Origin of the sequence: Streptomyces luteireticuli (genome assembly GCF_041519305.1) — a bacterium.
In the GTDB taxonomy this organism is placed as follows: Bacteria; Actinomycetota; Actinomycetes; order Streptomycetales; family Streptomycetaceae; genus Streptomyces; species Streptomyces luteireticuli.
Genome location: NZ_CP167927.1, coordinates 1,975,486 through 1,992,177 on the forward strand (window position 1 = coordinate 1,975,486; position 16,692 = coordinate 1,992,177).

At 73.0% G+C, this 16,692-nt stretch carries 15 protein-coding genes; 2 read left to right on the forward strand and 13 right to left on the reverse strand.

Annotated elements, in window-relative coordinates; all coding sequences use genetic code 11:
- Positions 1–28 precede the first annotated feature (28 nt).
- Positions 29–514, forward strand: a complete 486-nt coding sequence (locus AB8735_RS08015; RefSeq protein WP_344029696.1) for a DUF2269 family protein — start codon at positions 29–31, stop codon at positions 512–514.
- Positions 515–994: 480 nt separating this feature from the next.
- Here AB8735_RS08015 and AB8735_RS08020 read toward each other — a convergent pair whose 3' ends face one another.
- The 7 genes from AB8735_RS08020 to fmt all read right to left on the reverse strand — a co-directional run bounded on the left by AB8735_RS08020 (position 995) and on the right by fmt (position 9,491).
- Complete coding sequence (locus tag AB8735_RS08020) at positions 995–1,450, reverse strand: Lrp/AsnC family transcriptional regulator (protein WP_344029694.1); 456 nt, start codon at positions 1,448–1,450, stop codon at positions 995–997.
- 88 nt (positions 1,451–1,538) lie between these two features.
- Complete coding sequence (locus tag AB8735_RS08025) at positions 1,539–3,041, reverse strand: amino acid permease (protein WP_372406338.1); 1,503 nt, start codon at positions 3,039–3,041, stop codon at positions 1,539–1,541.
- Positions 3,042–3,384: 343 nt separating this feature from the next.
- On the reverse strand, positions 3,385–4,827 hold the full coding sequence (locus tag AB8735_RS08030) for a GuaB1 family IMP dehydrogenase-related protein (protein ID WP_372406340.1): 1,443 nt from the start codon (positions 4,825–4,827) through the stop codon (positions 3,385–3,387).
- Positions 4,828–5,204: 377 nt separating this feature from the next.
- Positions 5,205–6,191, reverse strand: a complete 987-nt coding sequence (locus AB8735_RS08035) for a sugar-binding domain-containing protein (protein ID WP_344030077.1) — start codon at positions 6,189–6,191, stop codon at positions 5,205–5,207.
- Positions 6,192–6,317: 126 nt separating this feature from the next.
- A complete protein-coding gene (gene rpe, locus AB8735_RS08040; RefSeq protein ID WP_344029685.1) occupies positions 6,318–7,004 on the reverse strand; it encodes a ribulose-phosphate 3-epimerase in 687 nt (228 codons plus the stop codon).
- Positions 7,005–7,070: 66 nt separating this feature from the next.
- Positions 7,071–8,507 (reverse strand): transcription antitermination factor NusB, encoded by a 1,437-nt coding sequence (locus AB8735_RS08045; protein WP_344029682.1) that lies wholly within the window; start codon positions 8,505–8,507, stop codon positions 7,071–7,073.
- Positions 8,508–8,546: 39 nt separating this feature from the next.
- Positions 8,547–9,491, reverse strand: coding sequence for a methionyl-tRNA formyltransferase (fmt, locus tag AB8735_RS08050; RefSeq protein ID WP_344029679.1), 945 nt, complete (start codon positions 9,489–9,491; stop codon positions 8,547–8,549).
- A gap of 273 nt (positions 9,492–9,764) precedes the next feature.
- Between fmt and AB8735_RS08055 the strand changes: the two genes are divergently transcribed.
- Positions 9,765–10,277 carry a hypothetical protein gene (locus tag AB8735_RS08055; RefSeq protein ID WP_344029676.1) on the forward strand — a complete coding sequence of 171 codons (513 nt, stop codon included), beginning with the start codon at positions 9,765–9,767 and terminating at the stop codon, positions 10,275–10,277.
- Between the two features lie 39 nt (positions 10,278–10,316).
- Here AB8735_RS08055 and AB8735_RS08060 read toward each other — a convergent pair whose 3' ends face one another.
- The 6 genes from AB8735_RS08060 to AB8735_RS08085 form a co-directional block, all read right to left on the reverse strand.
- Positions 10,317–12,449: a primosomal protein N' gene (locus AB8735_RS08060; protein ID WP_372406345.1), complete on the reverse strand. Its 2,133-nt coding sequence runs from the start codon at positions 12,447–12,449 to the stop codon at positions 10,317–10,319.
- A 238-nt stretch (positions 12,450–12,687) separates the two neighbouring features.
- The gene (gene metK, locus AB8735_RS08065) at positions 12,688–13,896 is read right to left on the reverse strand and encodes a methionine adenosyltransferase (RefSeq protein WP_344029670.1); all 1,209 of its coding nucleotides are present in this window, start codon (positions 13,894–13,896) and stop codon (positions 12,688–12,690) included.
- Between the two features lie 207 nt (positions 13,897–14,103).
- Positions 14,104–15,306 (reverse strand): bifunctional phosphopantothenoylcysteine decarboxylase/phosphopantothenate--cysteine ligase CoaBC, encoded by a 1,203-nt coding sequence (gene coaBC / locus AB8735_RS08070; protein WP_372406348.1) that lies wholly within the window; start codon positions 15,304–15,306, stop codon positions 14,104–14,106.
- Positions 15,307–15,412: 106 nt separating this feature from the next.
- On the reverse strand, positions 15,413–15,685 hold the full coding sequence (gene rpoZ, locus AB8735_RS08075) for a DNA-directed RNA polymerase subunit omega (RefSeq protein ID WP_049718421.1): 273 nt from the start codon (positions 15,683–15,685) through the stop codon (positions 15,413–15,415).
- A gap of 34 nt (positions 15,686–15,719) precedes the next feature.
- Positions 15,720–16,310 (reverse strand): guanylate kinase, encoded by a 591-nt coding sequence (gene gmk / locus AB8735_RS08080; RefSeq protein ID WP_372406352.1) that lies wholly within the window; start codon positions 16,308–16,310, stop codon positions 15,720–15,722.
- Positions 16,311–16,347: 37 nt separating this feature from the next.
- Positions 16,348–16,671 (reverse strand): integration host factor, encoded by a 324-nt coding sequence (locus AB8735_RS08085; RefSeq protein ID WP_119288626.1) that lies wholly within the window; start codon positions 16,669–16,671, stop codon positions 16,348–16,350.
- Positions 16,672–16,692: the final 21 nt, after the last annotated feature.

The window sequence follows — 16,692 nt, forward strand, 5'->3', positions numbered from 1 at the left end:
TGACTGAAACTCCGAGAGCGGACCCGTCATGACCAAACTCCTGCTCAGCCTGCACGTGCTGGGAGCGATCATCCTCATAGGACCGTCGACGGTGGCCGCCAGCCTGTTCCCGCGCTACGCGCGGCAGGTCCTGGCCCCGGACGGCGACCGCACCCCGGCGGGCACCTCCGCCCTGCGGCTCCTCCACCGCGTCACCCGGGTCTACGCGGGCGTCTCCGCCTCCGTCCCCCTCCTCGGCCTCGCGACCGCGATGAAGATGGGGGCCCTGGGCGACACCTGGCTGACCGTCTCGATCGTGCTCACCGTCCTGGCGGCGATCCTGCTGGCCTTCGCCGTCTTCACCCAGGACTCGGTGATCGACGCCCTCGACGACACCGACCGCGACCCCGCCGAGGTCACGAAGCTCTCCTCGGTCCTGCCGCGCCTGGGGATCACCACGGGCCTGTTCTCTCTGACCTGGGCGATCGTGACGGTACTGATGATCATCCGCCCCGGCTCGACGACGGGCGCCTGAGCGGCACTTGGACGACCGGCGGCCCGCAACCGCGCTCCGCGCGGTTGTCCTCGAGCGCCGGGCAGGCTGGCTTTCCCGCGCCCGGGCGCGCAATCCAGCCTGTCCGGCGTTTGAGGACTGGGGGTGCCCCCCTCGGGGAGTCCGCAGGGCGCTTTGGAGGGCCAGGGGCGCAGCCCCAAGCGAGGGCCCAGGGGCGTAGCCCCGGTCGGAGCACAGCGGGCGGGCGCAACCGGGCAGGGGCCGGGCGGACGCAACCCGAGCAGGGACCCGACGGGCGCAACCCGAGCGGGGGCCAGGGGGCGAAGCCCCCGGTGGGGCGCAGGGGCGAAGCCCCACCACCCGCGCGGCAGCGCGGAACCGCCCCCACCGCGCGAAGCGCGGCCCCCGCGCGCGCCAGCGCGCACCGCGGGGTCGCGCAGGGGCGCAGCCCCTGTGAAAACGGGATTAGGGCGGGGCGGGGAGCAAACACACACACGCCCCCTACGACGGCGCCCCCGAGCTGAACCGCCGCAGCAGCGGCGACAGCACCAGCACCGACTTCGTCCGCTCCACGAACGGCTCCCCCGCGATCCGCTCCAGCACCCGCTCGAAGTGCCGCATGTCGGAGGCGAAGATCTGCACGATCGCGTCGGCCTCCCCGGTCACGGTGGAGGCCGACGCCACTTCCGGATACCGCGCGAGCCCCCGGTGGATCGCCTCCGGCGACGTGTTGCGTCGGCAGTAGAGCTCGATGAACCCCTCGGTCTCCCAGCCGAGCGCTCCCGGGTCCACCCGTACCGTGAACCCGGTGATGGCCCCCTCGGCCCGCAGCCTGTCCACGCGCCGCTTCACCGCGGGCGCGGACAGGCCGACCTCGGCGCCGATGTCGGCGTAGGAACGCCGGGCGTCCTCGGCCAGGGCGTGGACGATACGTTCGTCGAGCTCATTGAGTCGCACTGCGGGTGAATCACTTTTCTCGGGTACCTGCTCTTCCTACGAGCAGTAGATCACGTACCCGGGGGTCACTCCGACCCGCAGGGCGCGATCAGGCCTCCGCGGGGGCCGGGTCGGCGGCCGCCTCCCGCGCCAGGCGCGAGGAGCGCATGCCGTAGGCGAAGTAGATGACGAGACCGACGACCATCCAGCCGCCGAACACCATCCAGGTCACCGTGCGCAGGTTGAGCATGTTGTAGACGCACATCGCGAAGCCCAGGGCGGGGAAGAGCCAGCCGAGCGGCACCCGGAAGTTGCGCTTCATGTCCGGGCGGGTCCGCCGCAGGACGACGACGGCGACGTTGACCAGGGCGAAGGCGAAGAGCGTACCGATGCTGGTGGCGTCGGCGAGCTCGTCCAGCGGGACGGCCGCCGCCAGGATGCCGCAGAACGCCGAGACGATCAGGGTGTTGGACCGCGGGACACCGCTCTTGGGGTGGACCTTGGCGAAGGTCTTGGGCACCAGGCCGTCGCGGGCCATGGCAAAGAGGATGCGGGTCTGCCCGTAGAGCACGGTGAGGACCACGCTCGCGATGGCGATCACCGCGCCCGCGGCGAGCAGCACGGACCAGAAGCCCTGCCCGGTGACGTCCTTCATGATCCCGGCCAGCGCGGCCTCGGCGCCGTCGAACTGCTTCCACGGCATGGCACCCACCGCGACGGCGGCGACCAGGCAGTAGAGCGCGGTGACGATGACCAGCGAGAGCATGATCGCCCGCGGCAGGTCGCGCTGGGCGTTCTTGGCCTCCTCGCCGGCCGTGGAGGCGGCGTCGAAACCGATGTAGGAGAAGAAGAGCGAGGCGCCCGCGTGGCTCATGCCCGCGAGGCCGAGGGGCATGAAGGGCGAGTAGTTGCCGGCCTTGATGCCCTGGAAGGCGACGGCGCAGAAGAGCAGCAGCGCGGCGATCTTCACCACGACCATGATCGTGTTGGCCCGGGCGCTCTCCTTGGCCCCGCCGAGCAGGAAGGCCATGCAGAGCAGGACCACCAGCAGCGCGGGCACGTTGAAGATGCCGCCGCCCGCGCCGGGCGGGTTGGCCAGGGACGCCGGGATGGTGACGCCGATGGTCCCGTCGAGCAGCTCGTTGAGGTACTGGCCCCAGCCGACGGCCACGGCCGCCACCGAGACGCCGTACTCCAGGATCAGGCACCAGCCGCAGACCCAGGCGACGATCTCGCCCAGGGTCGCGTAGGCGTAGGAGTACGAGGAGCCGGAGACCGGGATCGTGCCCGCCAGCTCGGCGTAGGACAGCGCCGAGAAGAGCGCCGTGATGCCCGCGATGACGAACGAGACGATGACCGCCGGGCCCGCCTTCGGCACGGCGTCGCCGAGGACGACGAAGATGCCGGTGCCCAGGGTGGCACCGATGCTGATCATCGTCAGCTGCCACATACCCATCGAGCGGCGCAGGGTGCCGCCCTCGCCCTGGCCGCCCTCGGCGACCAGGCGTTCGACCGGCTTGCGCCGCATGAGGCGGGAGCCCAGTCCGGCGGGCGGCTGCGGGTTTCGCTTGCCGTTGCCGGCGGCGGGGGGCGCTGTGCCTTGATCCAACACTGAGGTCGCTCCGTTCATCGCTGCCGGTGGACACACCGGTACCGCAGCGGTCACCCGCGGGTGCATCGGCAGGATGAGCAACCCGGGAAGGAGGGGGACCGCGAGCAAGCGGTACCCGCCACTCCACGTACTGCGCGGAACCCTACGAGGTGAGGACCCGCGCTCGTAATGCACCATTCTTGCGCATGCCCGTACGATCATTGCGTCTGCATGCCAAGAATGGGCGTTCGTTGCATGTCACCTTACGAATCGGTACATGTAGGCGTCAACCACAGCAGGTCCCGGAACGACGAAAAGGGGCGCGGCCATGACGGCCGCGCCCCTTTTCCGGGCTGGTGGGGAACTACTGCCAGCTGGCGTGCAGCGGCTTGCCCTCCGCGTAACCGGCGGCGCTCTGGACGCCGACGACGGCCCGCTCGTGGAACTCCGCGAGGGAGCCGGCACCCGCGTAGGTGCAGGACGAACGGACGCCCGCGATGATCGAGTCGATCAGGTCCTCGACGCCCGGGCGGGCCGGGTCGAGGAACATCCGCGAGGTGGAGATGCCCTCCTCGAACAGGCCCTTGCGGGCGCGGTCGTAGGCGGACTCCGTGGAGGTGCGGTTCTGCACGGCACGGGCCGAGGCCATGCCGAAGCTCTCCTTGTACAGCCGGCCGTCGGCGGTCTGCTGCAGGTCGCCCGGGGACTCGTAGGTCCCGGCGAACCAGGAGCCGATCATGACGTTGGACGCGCCCGCGGCCAGCGCCATGGCGACGTCGCGCGGGTGACGGACGCCACCGTCGGCCCAGACGTGCTTGCCGAACTTCTTCGCCTCGGCGGCGCACTCCAGGACGGCGGAGAACTGCGGGCGGCCCACGCCGGTCATCATGCGGGTGGTGCACATGGCGCCCGGGCCGACACCGACCTTGATGATGTCCGCGCCGGCCTCGATGAGGTCGCGCACGCCCTCGGCGGCGACGATGTTGCCCGCGACGATCGGGACCTGCGGGTCCAGCCCCCGGACGGCCTTGACCGCGGCGATCATGCCTTCCTGGTGGCCGTGCGCGGTGTCCACGACGATGGTGTCCGCACCGGCCTCCAGCAGGGCCTTCGCCTTGCCGGCCACGTCGCCGTTGATGCCGACCGCGGCGGCGATGCGCAGCTTGCCGTCGGCGTCGGTGGCGGGGGTGTAGAGGGTCGCGCGCAGGGCGCCCTTGCGGGTGAGGATGCCGGCCAGGCGGCCGTCCTTGTCCACGGCGGGGGCGAGCTTGCGGTGCGCGGCGTCGAGCTGGTTGAACGCCTCGCGCGGGTCGATGTCGGCGTCGAGGAGCAGCAGCTCCTTGGACATGACCTCGGACAGCTGGGTGAAGCGGTCCACGCCGGTCAGGTCGTGCTCGGTGACGACGCCGACGGGGCGGTGGTCCGCGTCGACCACGACGCCGGCGCCGTGGGCCCGCTTGGGCAGGAGGCTGAGCGCGTCGGCGACGGTCTGAGTGGGGGCGAGGACGATCGGGGTGTCGAGGACGTGGTGACGGCCCTTGACCCAGGAGATGACCTCGGTGACGACCTCGATCGGGATGTCCTGGGGGATGACGACGATGCCACCGCGGCGGGCGACGGTCTCCGCCATGCGACGGCCGGCGATCGCGGTCATGTTCGCGACCACGAGCGGGATGGTGGTGCCCGTGCCGTCGGGCGAGGAGAGGTCGACGCCCTGGCGCGAACCGACCGCGGAGCGGCTGGGCACCATGAAGACGTCGTCGTACGTCAGGTCGTACGGCGGCTTCTGATCGTTGAGGAAACGCATACTGGCTCTCTCACCTGCGAAATTGATCTACAGAGCGGGTGGGGAGTCAGCTCGAACCAGCGCCGGATCGGGCTGAGGTTCCTGGACCCATCATCCACGATGAGACGGGGTGATGGCGAATGATCTGCGCATTCTGTGGCTTTGGCCAGGGGGTGCGGGGGGTGCCTGTGGTTTTCGCCGAGGGGGTTGCCCCTGGCCCGCCCTTTCACCGTTTCTTCCGGGGCTGCGCCCCTCGGCCCGCCGCAATGCGGCTTCGCCGCATTGTCCTCAAGCGCCGGACGGGCTGATTTTCAGCCCGTCCGGCGCTTGAGGACACCCGCGCGGAGCGCAAAGAAACGGTGAAAGGGCGGGCCGGGGGCTCACCCCTCCCCGAACCGTCAGACGTCCGGATCCGCCCGATCCAGAGCCGGCCGCGCCCCCGGCGTGAACTCGTTCAACAGGAAATCCGCCGCCGCGGTATCCGTGACCAGGCTGGTCACCAGACCGGACCGCAGCACCGCACCAATGGCGGCAGCCTTCCGCTGCCCGCCCGCGATCGCCACGACCTCCGGTATGCGCCGCAGCCGGTCCGCCTCGACCGTGATGCAGCGCTCCCCCAGGTCACGGCCGATCCGCCGGCCCTCCGCGTCGAAGAGGTGGGCCGACATCTCGGCGGCCGCGCCCAGCGACGCGTAGTGGGCCCGCTCGTCCTCCGACAGCATGTCGTACACCGTCGAGATGCCCGGCTCCCAGGAGCCGATGGAGACGGCCGCGACGGTGACCTTGTCGAAGTAGTCGAAGGCCCGCGCGATGCCGGTCTGGCCGCGCAGCGCGGCCGCCGTGGCCGGGTCGGGCAGCAGCATGGGGGCGTAGATCGGGTGCGCCTCGCCGCCGGAGACCTGGGCCGCCCGGCGGACGGCCTCCACCGAGCCCCGCTCCGCGGTGCCGGCGTCGTAGACGCCCGTGAGCTGGACGACCGTGCACGGCGGCAGCCGGTGCAGGGCGGCGGCCATGTGGATGGTGGACCGGCCCCAGGCCAGGCCGAGCACATCGCCCTCGTGCACCAGCTCGCCGAGGAGGCCGGCCGCCACCTCGCCGAGGTTCTCCGGGTCGGGGGCGTCGTCGGCCGCGTCGGCCGGGGACTCGACGACGACCGCGTGCCGCAGCCCGTAGCGGGAGCGCAGCGCGTCGGAGCGCTCCGCGTCCAGCTCGGCGGGCACCCGGATCTCGATGCGCACCAGGTCGCGTTCGAGCGCCGTCTCCAGGACCCTGGCCACCTTGAAGCGGCTGACGCCGAACTCCTCGGCGATCTGGATCTTGGACTTGCCCTCCAGATAGAAGCGGCGGGCCATGGCCGCCGCCTGCACGAGCTCGGCGGGCCCCATCGGCGTCACTGAACGGCCCGTCGACACCGCGTTCTCCTCACTGCTGTCTTCCGCTGTGGACTCGACCGTCATCCTGTCAGAAAAGGCGGGTCCTCGATCTCGCCCCGGCCCCCGGGCCGGTGGGCCTCAGTGGGCGCAGGCCCAGGATGCGGCCGCGGTGGCCGTCTCCGCGAGCTCACGCAGTGAGCGTACGGCGGCCTCCGGGTCATCGGTACCGTAAACGGCCGATCCCGCCACGAACACGTCGGCGCCCGCGTCGGCGCAGCGCTCGATGGTCTCGGCCGAGACGCCGCCGTCCACCTGGAGCCAGAGCTCCAGCCCGTGCCGGTCGATCAGCTGCCGGGTGCGGCGGATCTTGGGCAGCATGATGTCGAGGAACTTCTGGCCGCCGAAGCCGGGCTCGACGGTCATGATCAGCAGCATGTCGAGCTCGGGGAGCAGGTCCTCGTAGGGCTCGATGGGCGTCGCGGGCTTCAGCGCCATGGACGCCCGCGCCCCCTTGGCCCGGATCTCCCGCGCGAGGCGCACGGGGGCGTGGGCGGCCTCGGCGTGGAAGGTGACGGACCCGGCGCCCGCCTCGACGTACTGCGGGGCCCAGCGGTCCGGGTCCTCGATCATCAGGTGGCAGTCCAGCGGAGTGTCGGTGGCCCTGCTGAGCGACTCGACGATCGGCACCCCGAGCGTGAGGTTCGGGACGAAGTGGTTGTCCATGACGTCGACATGGAGCCAGTCGGCGCCCTTGACGGCCTCCGCCTCGGCGGCGAGGCGGGCGAAGTCCGCGCTCAGGATGCTGGGGTTGATCTGGACGGTCATGCCCCAAGCCTGCCATGCCGCGGGGCCGTGCCTCGCACGGCCCCCGGCCGCGACGGGGGCCGGCCGTCAGGCCGTACGACGCAGAAGTGCCAGGTACATGGCATCGGTGCCGTGCAGGTGGGGCCAGAGCTGGACGTCGGGGCCGTCCCCGAGCGCCGGGACCCCGGGCATCAGCGGGCGGGCGTCGATCCACTCGGCCTCGACGCCCTGCCGCTTGAGGACGTCCTCGACGACGGCCCGGGTCTCCGCCGGGTGCGGGGAGCAGGTCGCGTAGCCGACGACGCCGCCGACGCGGACGGCGCGCAGGGCCTCGCGCAGCAGGTCGCGCTGGAGGGGGCCGAAGCCGGCCACGTCCTCCGGGCGCCGCCGCCAGCGGGCCTCGGGGCGGCGGCGCAGGGCGCCCAGCCCGGTGCAGGGCACATCGACGAGGACGCGGTCGAAGGTGCCCTCGCGCCACGGCGGGCGGGTGCCGTCCGCGGTGACCACCTGGTACGGGCCGGGGTTGCCGGCCAGGGCGCGGCCGACCAGGCGGGCGCGGTGCGGCTGCCGTTCGGCGGCCAGCAGCGCGGCGCCGCGCTGGGCGGCGAGGGCGCCGAGCAGGGCGGCCTTGCCGCCGGGTCCGGCGCAGCCGTCGAGCCAGCGGGCATCCGGTCCGTCCACCGGGGCGGCGGCCAGCGCCAGGGCGACCAGCTGGCTGCCCTCGTCCTGGACCCCGGCGCGGCCCTCGCGCACGGCGTCGATCGCACCGGGCTCGCCGCCCTCGGCGAGCCGCACGGCGTGCGGCGACCAGCGGCCGGGCAGCACATGGTCCGCGCCGAGGCCGGCCAGCAGCTCGTCGGCGCCGATGCGGCCGGGGCGGGCGACCAGGGTCACCTCGGGGCGCTCGTTGTCCGCCTCCAGCAGGTCCTCGATCCCCTCCCGGCCGCCGCCGAGCGCGTCCCACAGGGCGGAGACGATCCAGCGCGGGTGGGAGTGGACGACGGCGAGGTGCTCCTCGGGGTCCTCGTCGTAGGGCGGGGCGACCCGCTCCAGCCAGCCGTCGAGATCGTGCGCGGTGACCTTGCGCAGCACGGCGTTGACGAACTTCGCCCGGCCGTCGCCGAGGACGCACCGGGCCAGTTCGACGGTGGCGGACACGGCCGCGTGCGGCGGGATGCGGGTGCCGAGCAGCTGGTGGGCACCGAGGCTGAGCACGTCCAGCACCGGCGGGTCCACCTCGCGCAGCGGGCGGTCGACGCAGGCGGCGAGGACGGCGTCGTAGGTGCCCTGGCGGCGCAGCGTGCCGTAGACCAGTTCGGTGGCGAGCGCCGCGTCGCGGTGGTCGAAGCCGTCCTTCTCCCGGGCCTTGCGCAGCAGCGGCGGGAGCACCAGGTTCGCGTACGCGTCCCGCTCGTCGACGGCCCGCAGCGCCTCGAAGGCGAGGATCCGGACCGGGTCCTTCTTGGGCCGGCGGTGCGGCTTCGCGGGGCGGCCGTTGTTCCGACGAGGCGGCTGATCGTTCACTAAAGGTGCTCCGGAGCTGGGATGACGAAGGGCTCCAGCCTACGCGGCCGCCCCGTCGCCGACCTTCTCGCCCGGGGCGATGCGCACTCCGCGGGCCCAGTCGGCGGCCTTCATCGGCTTCTTGCCCTGCGGCTGCACCCACAGCAGCTCGACGGCGTGCGAACCGGTGCCGACGTGGACGGAGTTCTTGCCGGCCGCGAGCTCGCCGGGCGCCAGACCGGTACGGTCCGCGGTGAGCGCCACCGACATCACCTTCAGCCGCTCGCCGCGGAAGACCGTCCAGGCGCCGGGCGCGGGGGCGCAGCCGCGGACGACGCGGTCGCAGCGCAGGGCGGGGGCGGACCAGTCGATCCGGGCGTCCTCGACGCTGATCTTGGGGGCGAGCGAGACGCCCTCGGCGGGCTGCGGGACGGCCTTCAGGGTGCCGTCCTCGATGCCGTCCATGGTGGCGGCGAGCAGTCCGGAACCGGCGAAGGCCAGCCGGGTCAGCAGGTCACCGCTGGTGTCGGTGGGGCGGACCTGCTCGGTGAGGACGCCGAAGACCGGGCCGGAGTCCAGCCCCTCCTCGATGAGGAAGGTGGAGGCCCCGGTCACCTCGTCGCCGGCCAGCACCGCGTGCTGGACGGGGGCGGCGCCGCGCCAGGCCGGGAGCAACGAGAAGTGGAGGTTGACCCAGCCGTGGACGGGGATGTCCAGGGCGGCCTTGGGCAGCAGGGCACCGTAGGCGACGACGGGGCAGCAGTCGGGCGCGATCTCACGGAGGCGGGCGAGGAAGTCCTCGTCGCGCGGCCGGTTCGGCTTGAGCACCTCGATGCCGGCCTCCGCCGCGCGCTCGGCGACGGGGCTGGCGACCATGCGGCGGCCGCGTCCGGCGGGGGCGTCGGGCCGGGTGACGACGGCGACGACCTCGTGGCGGTCGGAGGCGAGCAGGGCGTCGAGGGCGGGGACGGCGACCTCGGGAGTACCGGCGAAGACAAGCCTCATGGGTGGCGAACACTACCTCTCACGCGCCGAGCGGGACGGCGCACCAGTCTAGGGGCGGGCCCTCGCGCGAGGGGCGCGCGGGGCAGTGCACGCCTCATTCCGGCGGATGTGCGCCCCCATACCGTGACCCGTCCGGCCTTGGCGCGTTGGGTCAATCGTTGGGTCAAGAGAGATTGACCGCCCGGCAGCGGGCCGCGGCCGCCGCCCGCTGCCGCCGGTCGTCAACTCGCCTTCCCCCACGTCCCGTTCACCGCCGGTCCGAGAGGCTTGTTGATGCCCGACCACGCCACCCACGACGCCCAGGCGCGAGCCAGTCTGCATCTTCTGGTCCGGGACATCGAGCGGGTCCGCCGACAGGTGGACGCGCTGCGTACCCTGACCGCTCAGCTGGGCAATGTCTACCGTCCACGCCGTACGGGTCCCTCCGCGGGCTTCGTGGTCTACGGCCGGGCCCCGGCGCCGACCGTCCGGCTGGCCCAGGAGCTGCGGGACAGCGTCGAGACGCTGGTCACGGCGGCGGTGGACTTCGACCGCTCGCTGGGCTTCTCGTGGGACGCGGTCGGGTCGGCGCTGGGCGTCACCAAGCAGGCGGTGCACCGCCGTTACGGAGCCCGCCGGGCGAACGGCCAGAACTCCGCGGACAACGCGACGGCGGAGCAGAACGCACCGGTCCCCGCGGGGGCGGTGCCGGTGGTGCCGGCCGCCCGCTCGGTCCCCGGCCAGCCCTCCGGCTCGCACCGCGAGGAACCCCGCCCCACCGCCTTCCCCGGACCGCGCAACGGCTGAGCCGCGGCCGAGGCCGCCGACGGCCCCGGCCGCCGCGCCTCAGCCGATGTCCGGCGGGTCCATCCGCAGCCGCACGGGGGCGCCCTCCCGCCGGGTCAGCCGCACCGCCTGGGCGGTCTTGAGCGCGGCGGCCAGGGCCGCCCCCTGGCCGGGGCGCACCCGCACCAGCGCGCGCTCCCACCGCTCCCCCACCGGCGCGTCGCCGGGCCGGCGCGGCCGCCCCGCGACCGCCGCGGGCACCGGGACGGGACCGAGCACATCGGCCCCCTCCGGCAGCTCCGCGAGGGCGAGGAAGTCCGCCACCGCCTCCTCCGTGCCACTGACGGAGGCCATCCGCGAGACGGGCGGGAACCCGAGCTCCTCCCGCTCCGCCAGCTCGCGCACCGCGTGCCCCGCCGGGTCCCAGCGCACCAGCGCCTGCACGGGCCGCAGCGTGGGCTCCGCCACGACGACGACCTGGCCCCCCGCCGCCTGTCCCCGCACCAGCGCGGACGCCGCCAGCCAGCGGCGCAGCGCCTCCTCGCCGGCGCGCAGGTCCGGCAGGTTCAACAGCGCCCAGCCGTCCAGCAGCAGGGCCGCCGCGTAACCGCCCTCGGCGACCGGCTCGGCGCCGGGCGTGGCGACGACCAGGGCGGGCGTGCCCGGCACGGTGTCTAGCACATGGTCGCGCCCGGAGGTCCGCACGGGCACGGCGGGGAACGCCCGGCCCAGCTCCTCGGCGGTCCGGTGGGCGCCCACGACCTGGGCACGCAGCCGGGCGCCGCCGCACTCCGGGCAGTGCCAGTCGCGGGCCTCGGCGCCGCACCAGCCGCAGTGCAGCACGCCGTCGTCGCCCCGCGCCTCCAGCGGGCCCGCACAGTGCCCGCAGCGCGCGGGCTCGCGGCAGCGCTCGCAGGCGAGGCGGGGAACGTAACCCCGGCGCGGCACCTGGACCAGGACCGGCCCGTGCTGCAACCCCTCACGGGCCGCCCGCCAGGCGAGCGAGGGCAGCCGGGCGGCCCGTGCCGCCTCGTCCCGCGCGAGGTCCCCGTCGCCGACGGTACGGACCAGGGGCGCGGCGGCCCGTATCCGCTCCCGGTCCGCGGCGAGCGGCAGGGCCCAGCCGGTGCGGACGAGCTGCGCCGCCTCCACGGTGCACCCGAAGGCGCCGAGCAGGAACGCCGCCTTCTCCTGCGCCGCACGCAGCAGCAGCACCTCGCGGGCGTGCGGCTGGGGCGCGTGCTGCTCGCTGTGGCTGGAGTCGCCGTCGTCCCAGATCGCGGCGAACCCCAGGTCGCGCACCGGCGCGAACATCGCCGCGCGGGTGCCGACCACGGCCCGCACGGCGCCGCGGCTGACCGCGAGCCAGCGCCGGTAGCGCTCCTCCGGCCCCGTGTCGGCGGTGAGCAGCACATGCCGCCCCTCGCCGAGCAGCCCGGTCAGCGCCGCGTCCACCCGGGCGGCGGCCCGGCCGTCGGGCACGACGATCAGCGCGCCGCGCCGCGAGGCGAGCGCGGCAGCGGCGGCGCGGGCGAGCTCCTCGGCCCAGTGGGGGCCGGGCAGCGCCGTCCACACCGCACGCGGGGAGTCGCCCCGGGCGAGGGCCTCCAGATACGCCCGGCCCGTCGGATAGCGCTCCCAGCTGCCGGCCTCGGGCGCGGCCGGAGGCGGCAGCAGGGCGGGCGCGGGCTCCGCCTCGATGCGGGCGTGCCGGGGCGGCACGGCCAGCTGCAGCACGTCGGCGAGGGAGCCCGCGTACCGGTCGGCCACGGCCCGGCACAGGCCCAGCAGCTGCGGGCCGAGCACGGGCTCGGGCGACAGCACCTGGGCGATGGCGGCGAGCGGCCCGCGGTACTCGGACTCGTCCACCCGCTCGACGACGAACCCGTCGAGAAGGCCGCCGCCCTCCCGCCGCCCGTCCCTCACATTGCGCGTCCCCGCACCGAAGCGGACCCGGACGCGGACGCCGGGACGGGCCTCTTCGTCCAGCTCCGCCGGAACCGCGTAGTCCCACAACTTGTCCAGGTGGACCGGCCCCTTGTCCACCAGCACGCGGGCAACGGGCAGCTCCTTGGCGAGCTCGGCCCCACGCCAGGTCCGCGGCTTCGCGCGGGGCGCCTTGGCCTTGGCCTTGCGCACGCTCTCCCGGATCAGGGCGAGCTGCTCCCCCTGCGCGTCGTTGTTGCTGCTCACGACTTCAGTCTTAGCAGAGGGCTCTGACAGGTGCGGGTGAGTGGGCGGAGGGGGTGTGTGCCCCGGTCCCTCCCCCAGAGGGGGCACCCCCATTTCACCGTTTCCTTGCGCTCCGCGCGGCAGCGCGGCGAGAAACAGTGAAAGGGGGCCCCTCTGGGGGCGGGACCGGGGCAACCCAAAAAACGCGAACGGCCCAGGGCGCCAAACGCACCCCGGGCCGTCCACAACCCCGAAAGGACTACAGCCCCGCCGCCTTGCGCAGCGCCTCCACCCGGTCCGTGCGCTCCCACGTGAAGTCGGGGAGCTCACGGCCGAAGTGGCCGTACGCGGCGGTCTGGGAGTAGATCGGACGCAGCAGGTCCAAGTCGCGGATGATCGCGGCCGGCCGCAGGTCGAAGACCTCGGCGATGGCGGTCTCGATCTTCTCGGTGTCGATCGTGTTCGTGCCGAAGGTCTCGACGAACAGACCCACCGGCTCCGCCTTGCCGATCGCGTACGCGACCTGCACCTCGCAGCGCGCGGCCAGCCCCGCCGCCACGACGTTCTTCGCGACCCAGCGCATCGCGTAGGCGGCCGAGCGGTCGACCTTGGACGGGTCCTTGCCGGAGAAGGCACCGCCGCCGTGGCGGGCCATGCCGCCGTAGGTGTCGATGATGATCTTGCGGCCGGTGAGGCCGGCGTCGCCCATCGGGCCGCCGATCTCGAAGCGGCCGGTCGGGTTCACCAGCAGGCGGTAGCCGTCGGTGTCGAGCTTGATGCCGTCCTCGACGAGCTCCTTGAGCACGTGCTCGACGACGAACTCGCGGATGTCGGGCGCGAGCAGCGAGTCCAGGTCGATGTCGGACGCGTGCTGCGAGGAGACGACCACGGTGTCGAGGCGGACGGCCTTGTTGCCGTCGTACTCGATGGTGACCTGGGTCTTGCCGTCGGGGCGCAGGTACGGGATGGTCCCGTTCTTGCGGACCTCGGTCAGACGGCGGGAGAGCCGGTGCGCCAGGCTGATGGGCAGCGGCATGAGCTCGGGGGTCTCGTCGCAGGCGAAGCCGAACATCAGGCCCTGGTCGCCGGCGCCCTGCTTGTCGAGCTCGTCCTCGTCGCCCTCGACGCGGGTCTCGTAGGCGGTGTCGACACCCTGGGCGATGTCCGGGGACTGGGCGCCGATGGACACCGAGACGCCGCAGGAGGCGCCGTCGAAGCCCTTCTTCGACGAGTCGTAGCCGATCTCGAGGATCTTCTCGCGCACCAGCTGCGCGATCGGCGCGTAGGCCTTGGTCGTGACCTCACCGGCGACGTGCACCAGACCGGTGGTGATCAGGGTCTCGACGGCGACGCGGGACGTCGGGTCCTCCCTCAGGAGGGCGTCGAGAATGGTGTCGCTGATCTGGTCAGCGATCTTGTCAGGGTGACCCTCGGTGACGGACTCCGAGGTGAACAGGCGGCGGGACACATCGCTCCCTGGGGTTGCAGCGGCTGCTGGCTGATCATTTGACGGCCCGGCCGAGAGCTGCGCTCGACGCGGGACCGGTGTCAGTTTATCCGGCCTCGGCTCGCCGCGAACCTCCCGTCCCGGATCACTGGCGCCACAGCCTGTGACACTTGCCACTGCTCCCCCAGGAATACTTGCGATCTTGGCGGTTCTGAGGTTCGCCCGGCGTCAGCCCAGACGTCCGGCGACCAGGTCCCATACGACGTCGGCGAGGGCCTCCTTCGGGCCGTGCGGGACCTCGGTGGCGCTCCCGTCGGCGGCGAGCACCACGGCCTCGTTCTCGGTGGAGCCGAAGGTGCGGTCCTCCCCCACCTCGTTCACCACGAGCAGATCGCAGCCCTTGCGGGCGAGCTTGGCTCGGCCGTTGGCCAGCACGTCGTCGGTCTCCGCGGCGAAGCCCACGACGACCTGGCCGGGGCGCGCCCGCCCGGCCGACAGCTCCGCGAGGACGTCCGGGTTGCGGACGAGCTCCACCGGCGCCGGCTCCTCGCCGTCCTTCTTCTTGATCTTCCCGGGGGCGTAGTGGGCCGGCCGGAAGTCGGCGACGGCGGCCGCCATCACCACGGCGTCCGCGTCCGCGGCGGCCTTCAGCACCGCCTCGCGCAGCTGAACGGCGGTGCCGACGCGCACCACGTCCGCCCCCGCCGGATCGGCGAGCTCGCTGTTGGCCGCGACGAGCGTCACCCGCGCGCCCCGCGCGACGGCCGTACGGGCCAGGGCGTACCCCTGCCGCCCCGAGGAGCGGTTACCCAGGTAGCGCACCGGGTCCAGCGGTTCCCGGGTGCCGCCCGCGCTGATGACGACGTGGCGCCCGGCCAGGTCGGCGGAGTGCGTCCCCCGGGCCAGCACCCGTCGGCAGACCTCGAAGATCTCGCCCGGGTCGGGCAGCCGGCCCTTGCCGGTGTCCACGCCGGTGAGCCGGCCGACGGCGGGCTCGATCACCACGGCGCCGCGCCGGCGCAGCGTGGCCACGTTCTCCTGGGTGGCCTGGTTCTCCCACATCTCGGTGTGCATCGCGGGTGCGAAGACCACCGGACAGCGGGCGGTGAGCAGGGTGTTGGTCAGCAGGTCGTCGGCGAGCCCGTGGGCGGCCTTCGCCAGCATGTCGGCGGTGGCCGGGGCGACCACGACGAGGTCGGCCTCCTGCCCGATGCGCACATGCGGCACCTCATGGACCGACTCCCATACCTGGGTGACGGCGGGGTGGCCGGAGAGCGCGGACCAGGTGGCCTCGCCGACGAAGTTGAGGGCGGACGCAGTGGGCACCACGCGTACGTCGTGCCCGGACTCCGTCAGTCTGCGCAGCAGCTCACACGCCTTGTAGGCGGCGATCCCGCCGCTGACCCCCAGGACGACCTTCGGCTTGTCCATGCCGGTTGCTCCCCGCACTCTCGTTCCCTGCAAGCCCTACAGGCTCTATGACACACCAAGGGCCCGGCAGCCGTGCTGCCGGGCCCTTGGTGAAGACGATCGCTGCTTACGCGGCCGGGGCCTCGATGGCCTCGGAGGTGAGCAGACCCGCGTTGATCTCGCGGAGCGCGATGGAGAGCGGCTTCTCGTGGACGTGGGTGTCCACCAGCGGGCCGACGTACTCCAGCAGGCCCTCGCCGAGCTGCGAGTAGTACGCGTTGATCTGGCGCGCGCGCTTGGCGGCGTAGATCACGAGGCTGTACTTCGAGTCGGTGGCCTCGAGCAGCTCATCAATCGGCGGGTTGATGATGCCCTCGGGCGCAGTGATGGAAGAGGACACTCTCTAGCCTTCCGATGGGGGTGAAGAAAGATGTTCAGCGCAGCAAGGCTAGCAGCTCACGGGCCACGTCCTCGACGGAGGTGTTGACGAGCGTGGTGTCGAACTCCGACTCCGCCGCCAGCTCCGTCTTGGCCGCCGCCAGCCGCCGCTCGATGACCTCGGGCGACTCGGTGCCCCGGCCGGTCAGCCGGCGGACCAGCTCGTCCCAGCCGGGCGGGGCGAGGAAGACCAGCTGGGCGTCCTCCATGGAGGAACGGACCTGCCGGGCGCCCTGGAGGTCGATCTCCAGGAGGACCGGCTCCCCGGCCTCCAGACGGTCCAGGACGGCCTGACGCGGGGTGCCGTAGCGGTTGCCCGCGAACTCGGCCCACTCCAGCAGCTCGCCATTGGCGACCAGCTTGTCGAACTCCTCGTCGTTGACGAAGAAGTACTGGACACCCTCCCGCTCGCCGGGGCGCGGCTTGCGGGTGGTGCAGGAGACCGAGAGCCATACCTCGGGGTGGGCCTTGCGCATGTGGGCGACGACCGTGCTCTTGCCGACCCCGGAGGGGCCGGAGAGCACGGTCAGCCGCGGGCGTCTGGCCGGGGGGACGGGGGACGTCCCCCGGGAGACTGCGTTACTCATGGAGCGATTATCCCGGTTTCCGGGAGTGCCTGGGAAATCAGGCCGCGGTGCTGCCGAACTCCCGCTCCAGGGAGGCGATCTGGTTGGAGCCGAGGCCGCGGACCCGGCGGCTCTCGGAGATCCCGAGCCGCTCCATGATCTGCTTGGCGCGGACCTTGCCCACGCCGGGGAGGCTCTCCAGGAGGGCGCTGACCTTCATCTTGCCGATGACGTCGTTCTCCTGGCCTTGCTTGATGACCTCGTGCAGCGAGGCGCCGGAGTGCTTGAGCCGATTCTTGACCTCGGCGCGCTCCCGGCGAGCCGCGGCGGCCTTTTCGAGCGCGGCTGCGCGCTGTTCAGGGGTAAGGGGCGGAAGAGCCACGCCTACGTCACCTCGGATGTC

What these genes read in the sequence shown, in the direction of transcription:
- AB8735_RS08015 (WP_344029696.1), top strand. Translation starts at nt 29, where the DNA reads ATGACCAAACTCCTGCTCAGCCTGCACGTGCTGGGAGCGATCATCCTC.
- AB8735_RS08030 (WP_372406340.1), bottom strand. Translation starts at nt 4,827, where the DNA reads ATGCGTTTCCTCAACGATCAGAAGCCGCCGTACGACCTGACGTACGAC.
- AB8735_RS08035 (WP_344030077.1), bottom strand. Translation starts at nt 6,191, where the DNA reads ATGGGGCCCGCCGAGCTCGTGCAGGCGGCGGCCATGGCCCGCCGCTTC.
- rpe (WP_344029685.1), bottom strand. Translation starts at nt 7,004, where the DNA reads ATGACCGTCCAGATCAACCCCAGCATCCTGAGCGCGGACTTCGCCCGC.
- fmt (WP_344029679.1), bottom strand. Translation starts at nt 9,491, where the DNA reads ATGAGGCTTGTCTTCGCCGGTACTCCCGAGGTCGCCGTCCCCGCCCTC.
- AB8735_RS08055 (WP_344029676.1), top strand. Translation starts at nt 9,765, where the DNA reads ATGCCCGACCACGCCACCCACGACGCCCAGGCGCGAGCCAGTCTGCAT.
- coaBC (WP_372406348.1), bottom strand. Translation starts at nt 15,306, where the DNA reads ATGGACAAGCCGAAGGTCGTCCTGGGGGTCAGCGGCGGGATCGCCGCC.
- gmk (WP_372406352.1), bottom strand. Translation starts at nt 16,310, where the DNA reads ATGAGTAACGCAGTCTCCCGGGGGACGTCCCCCGTCCCCCCGGCCAGA.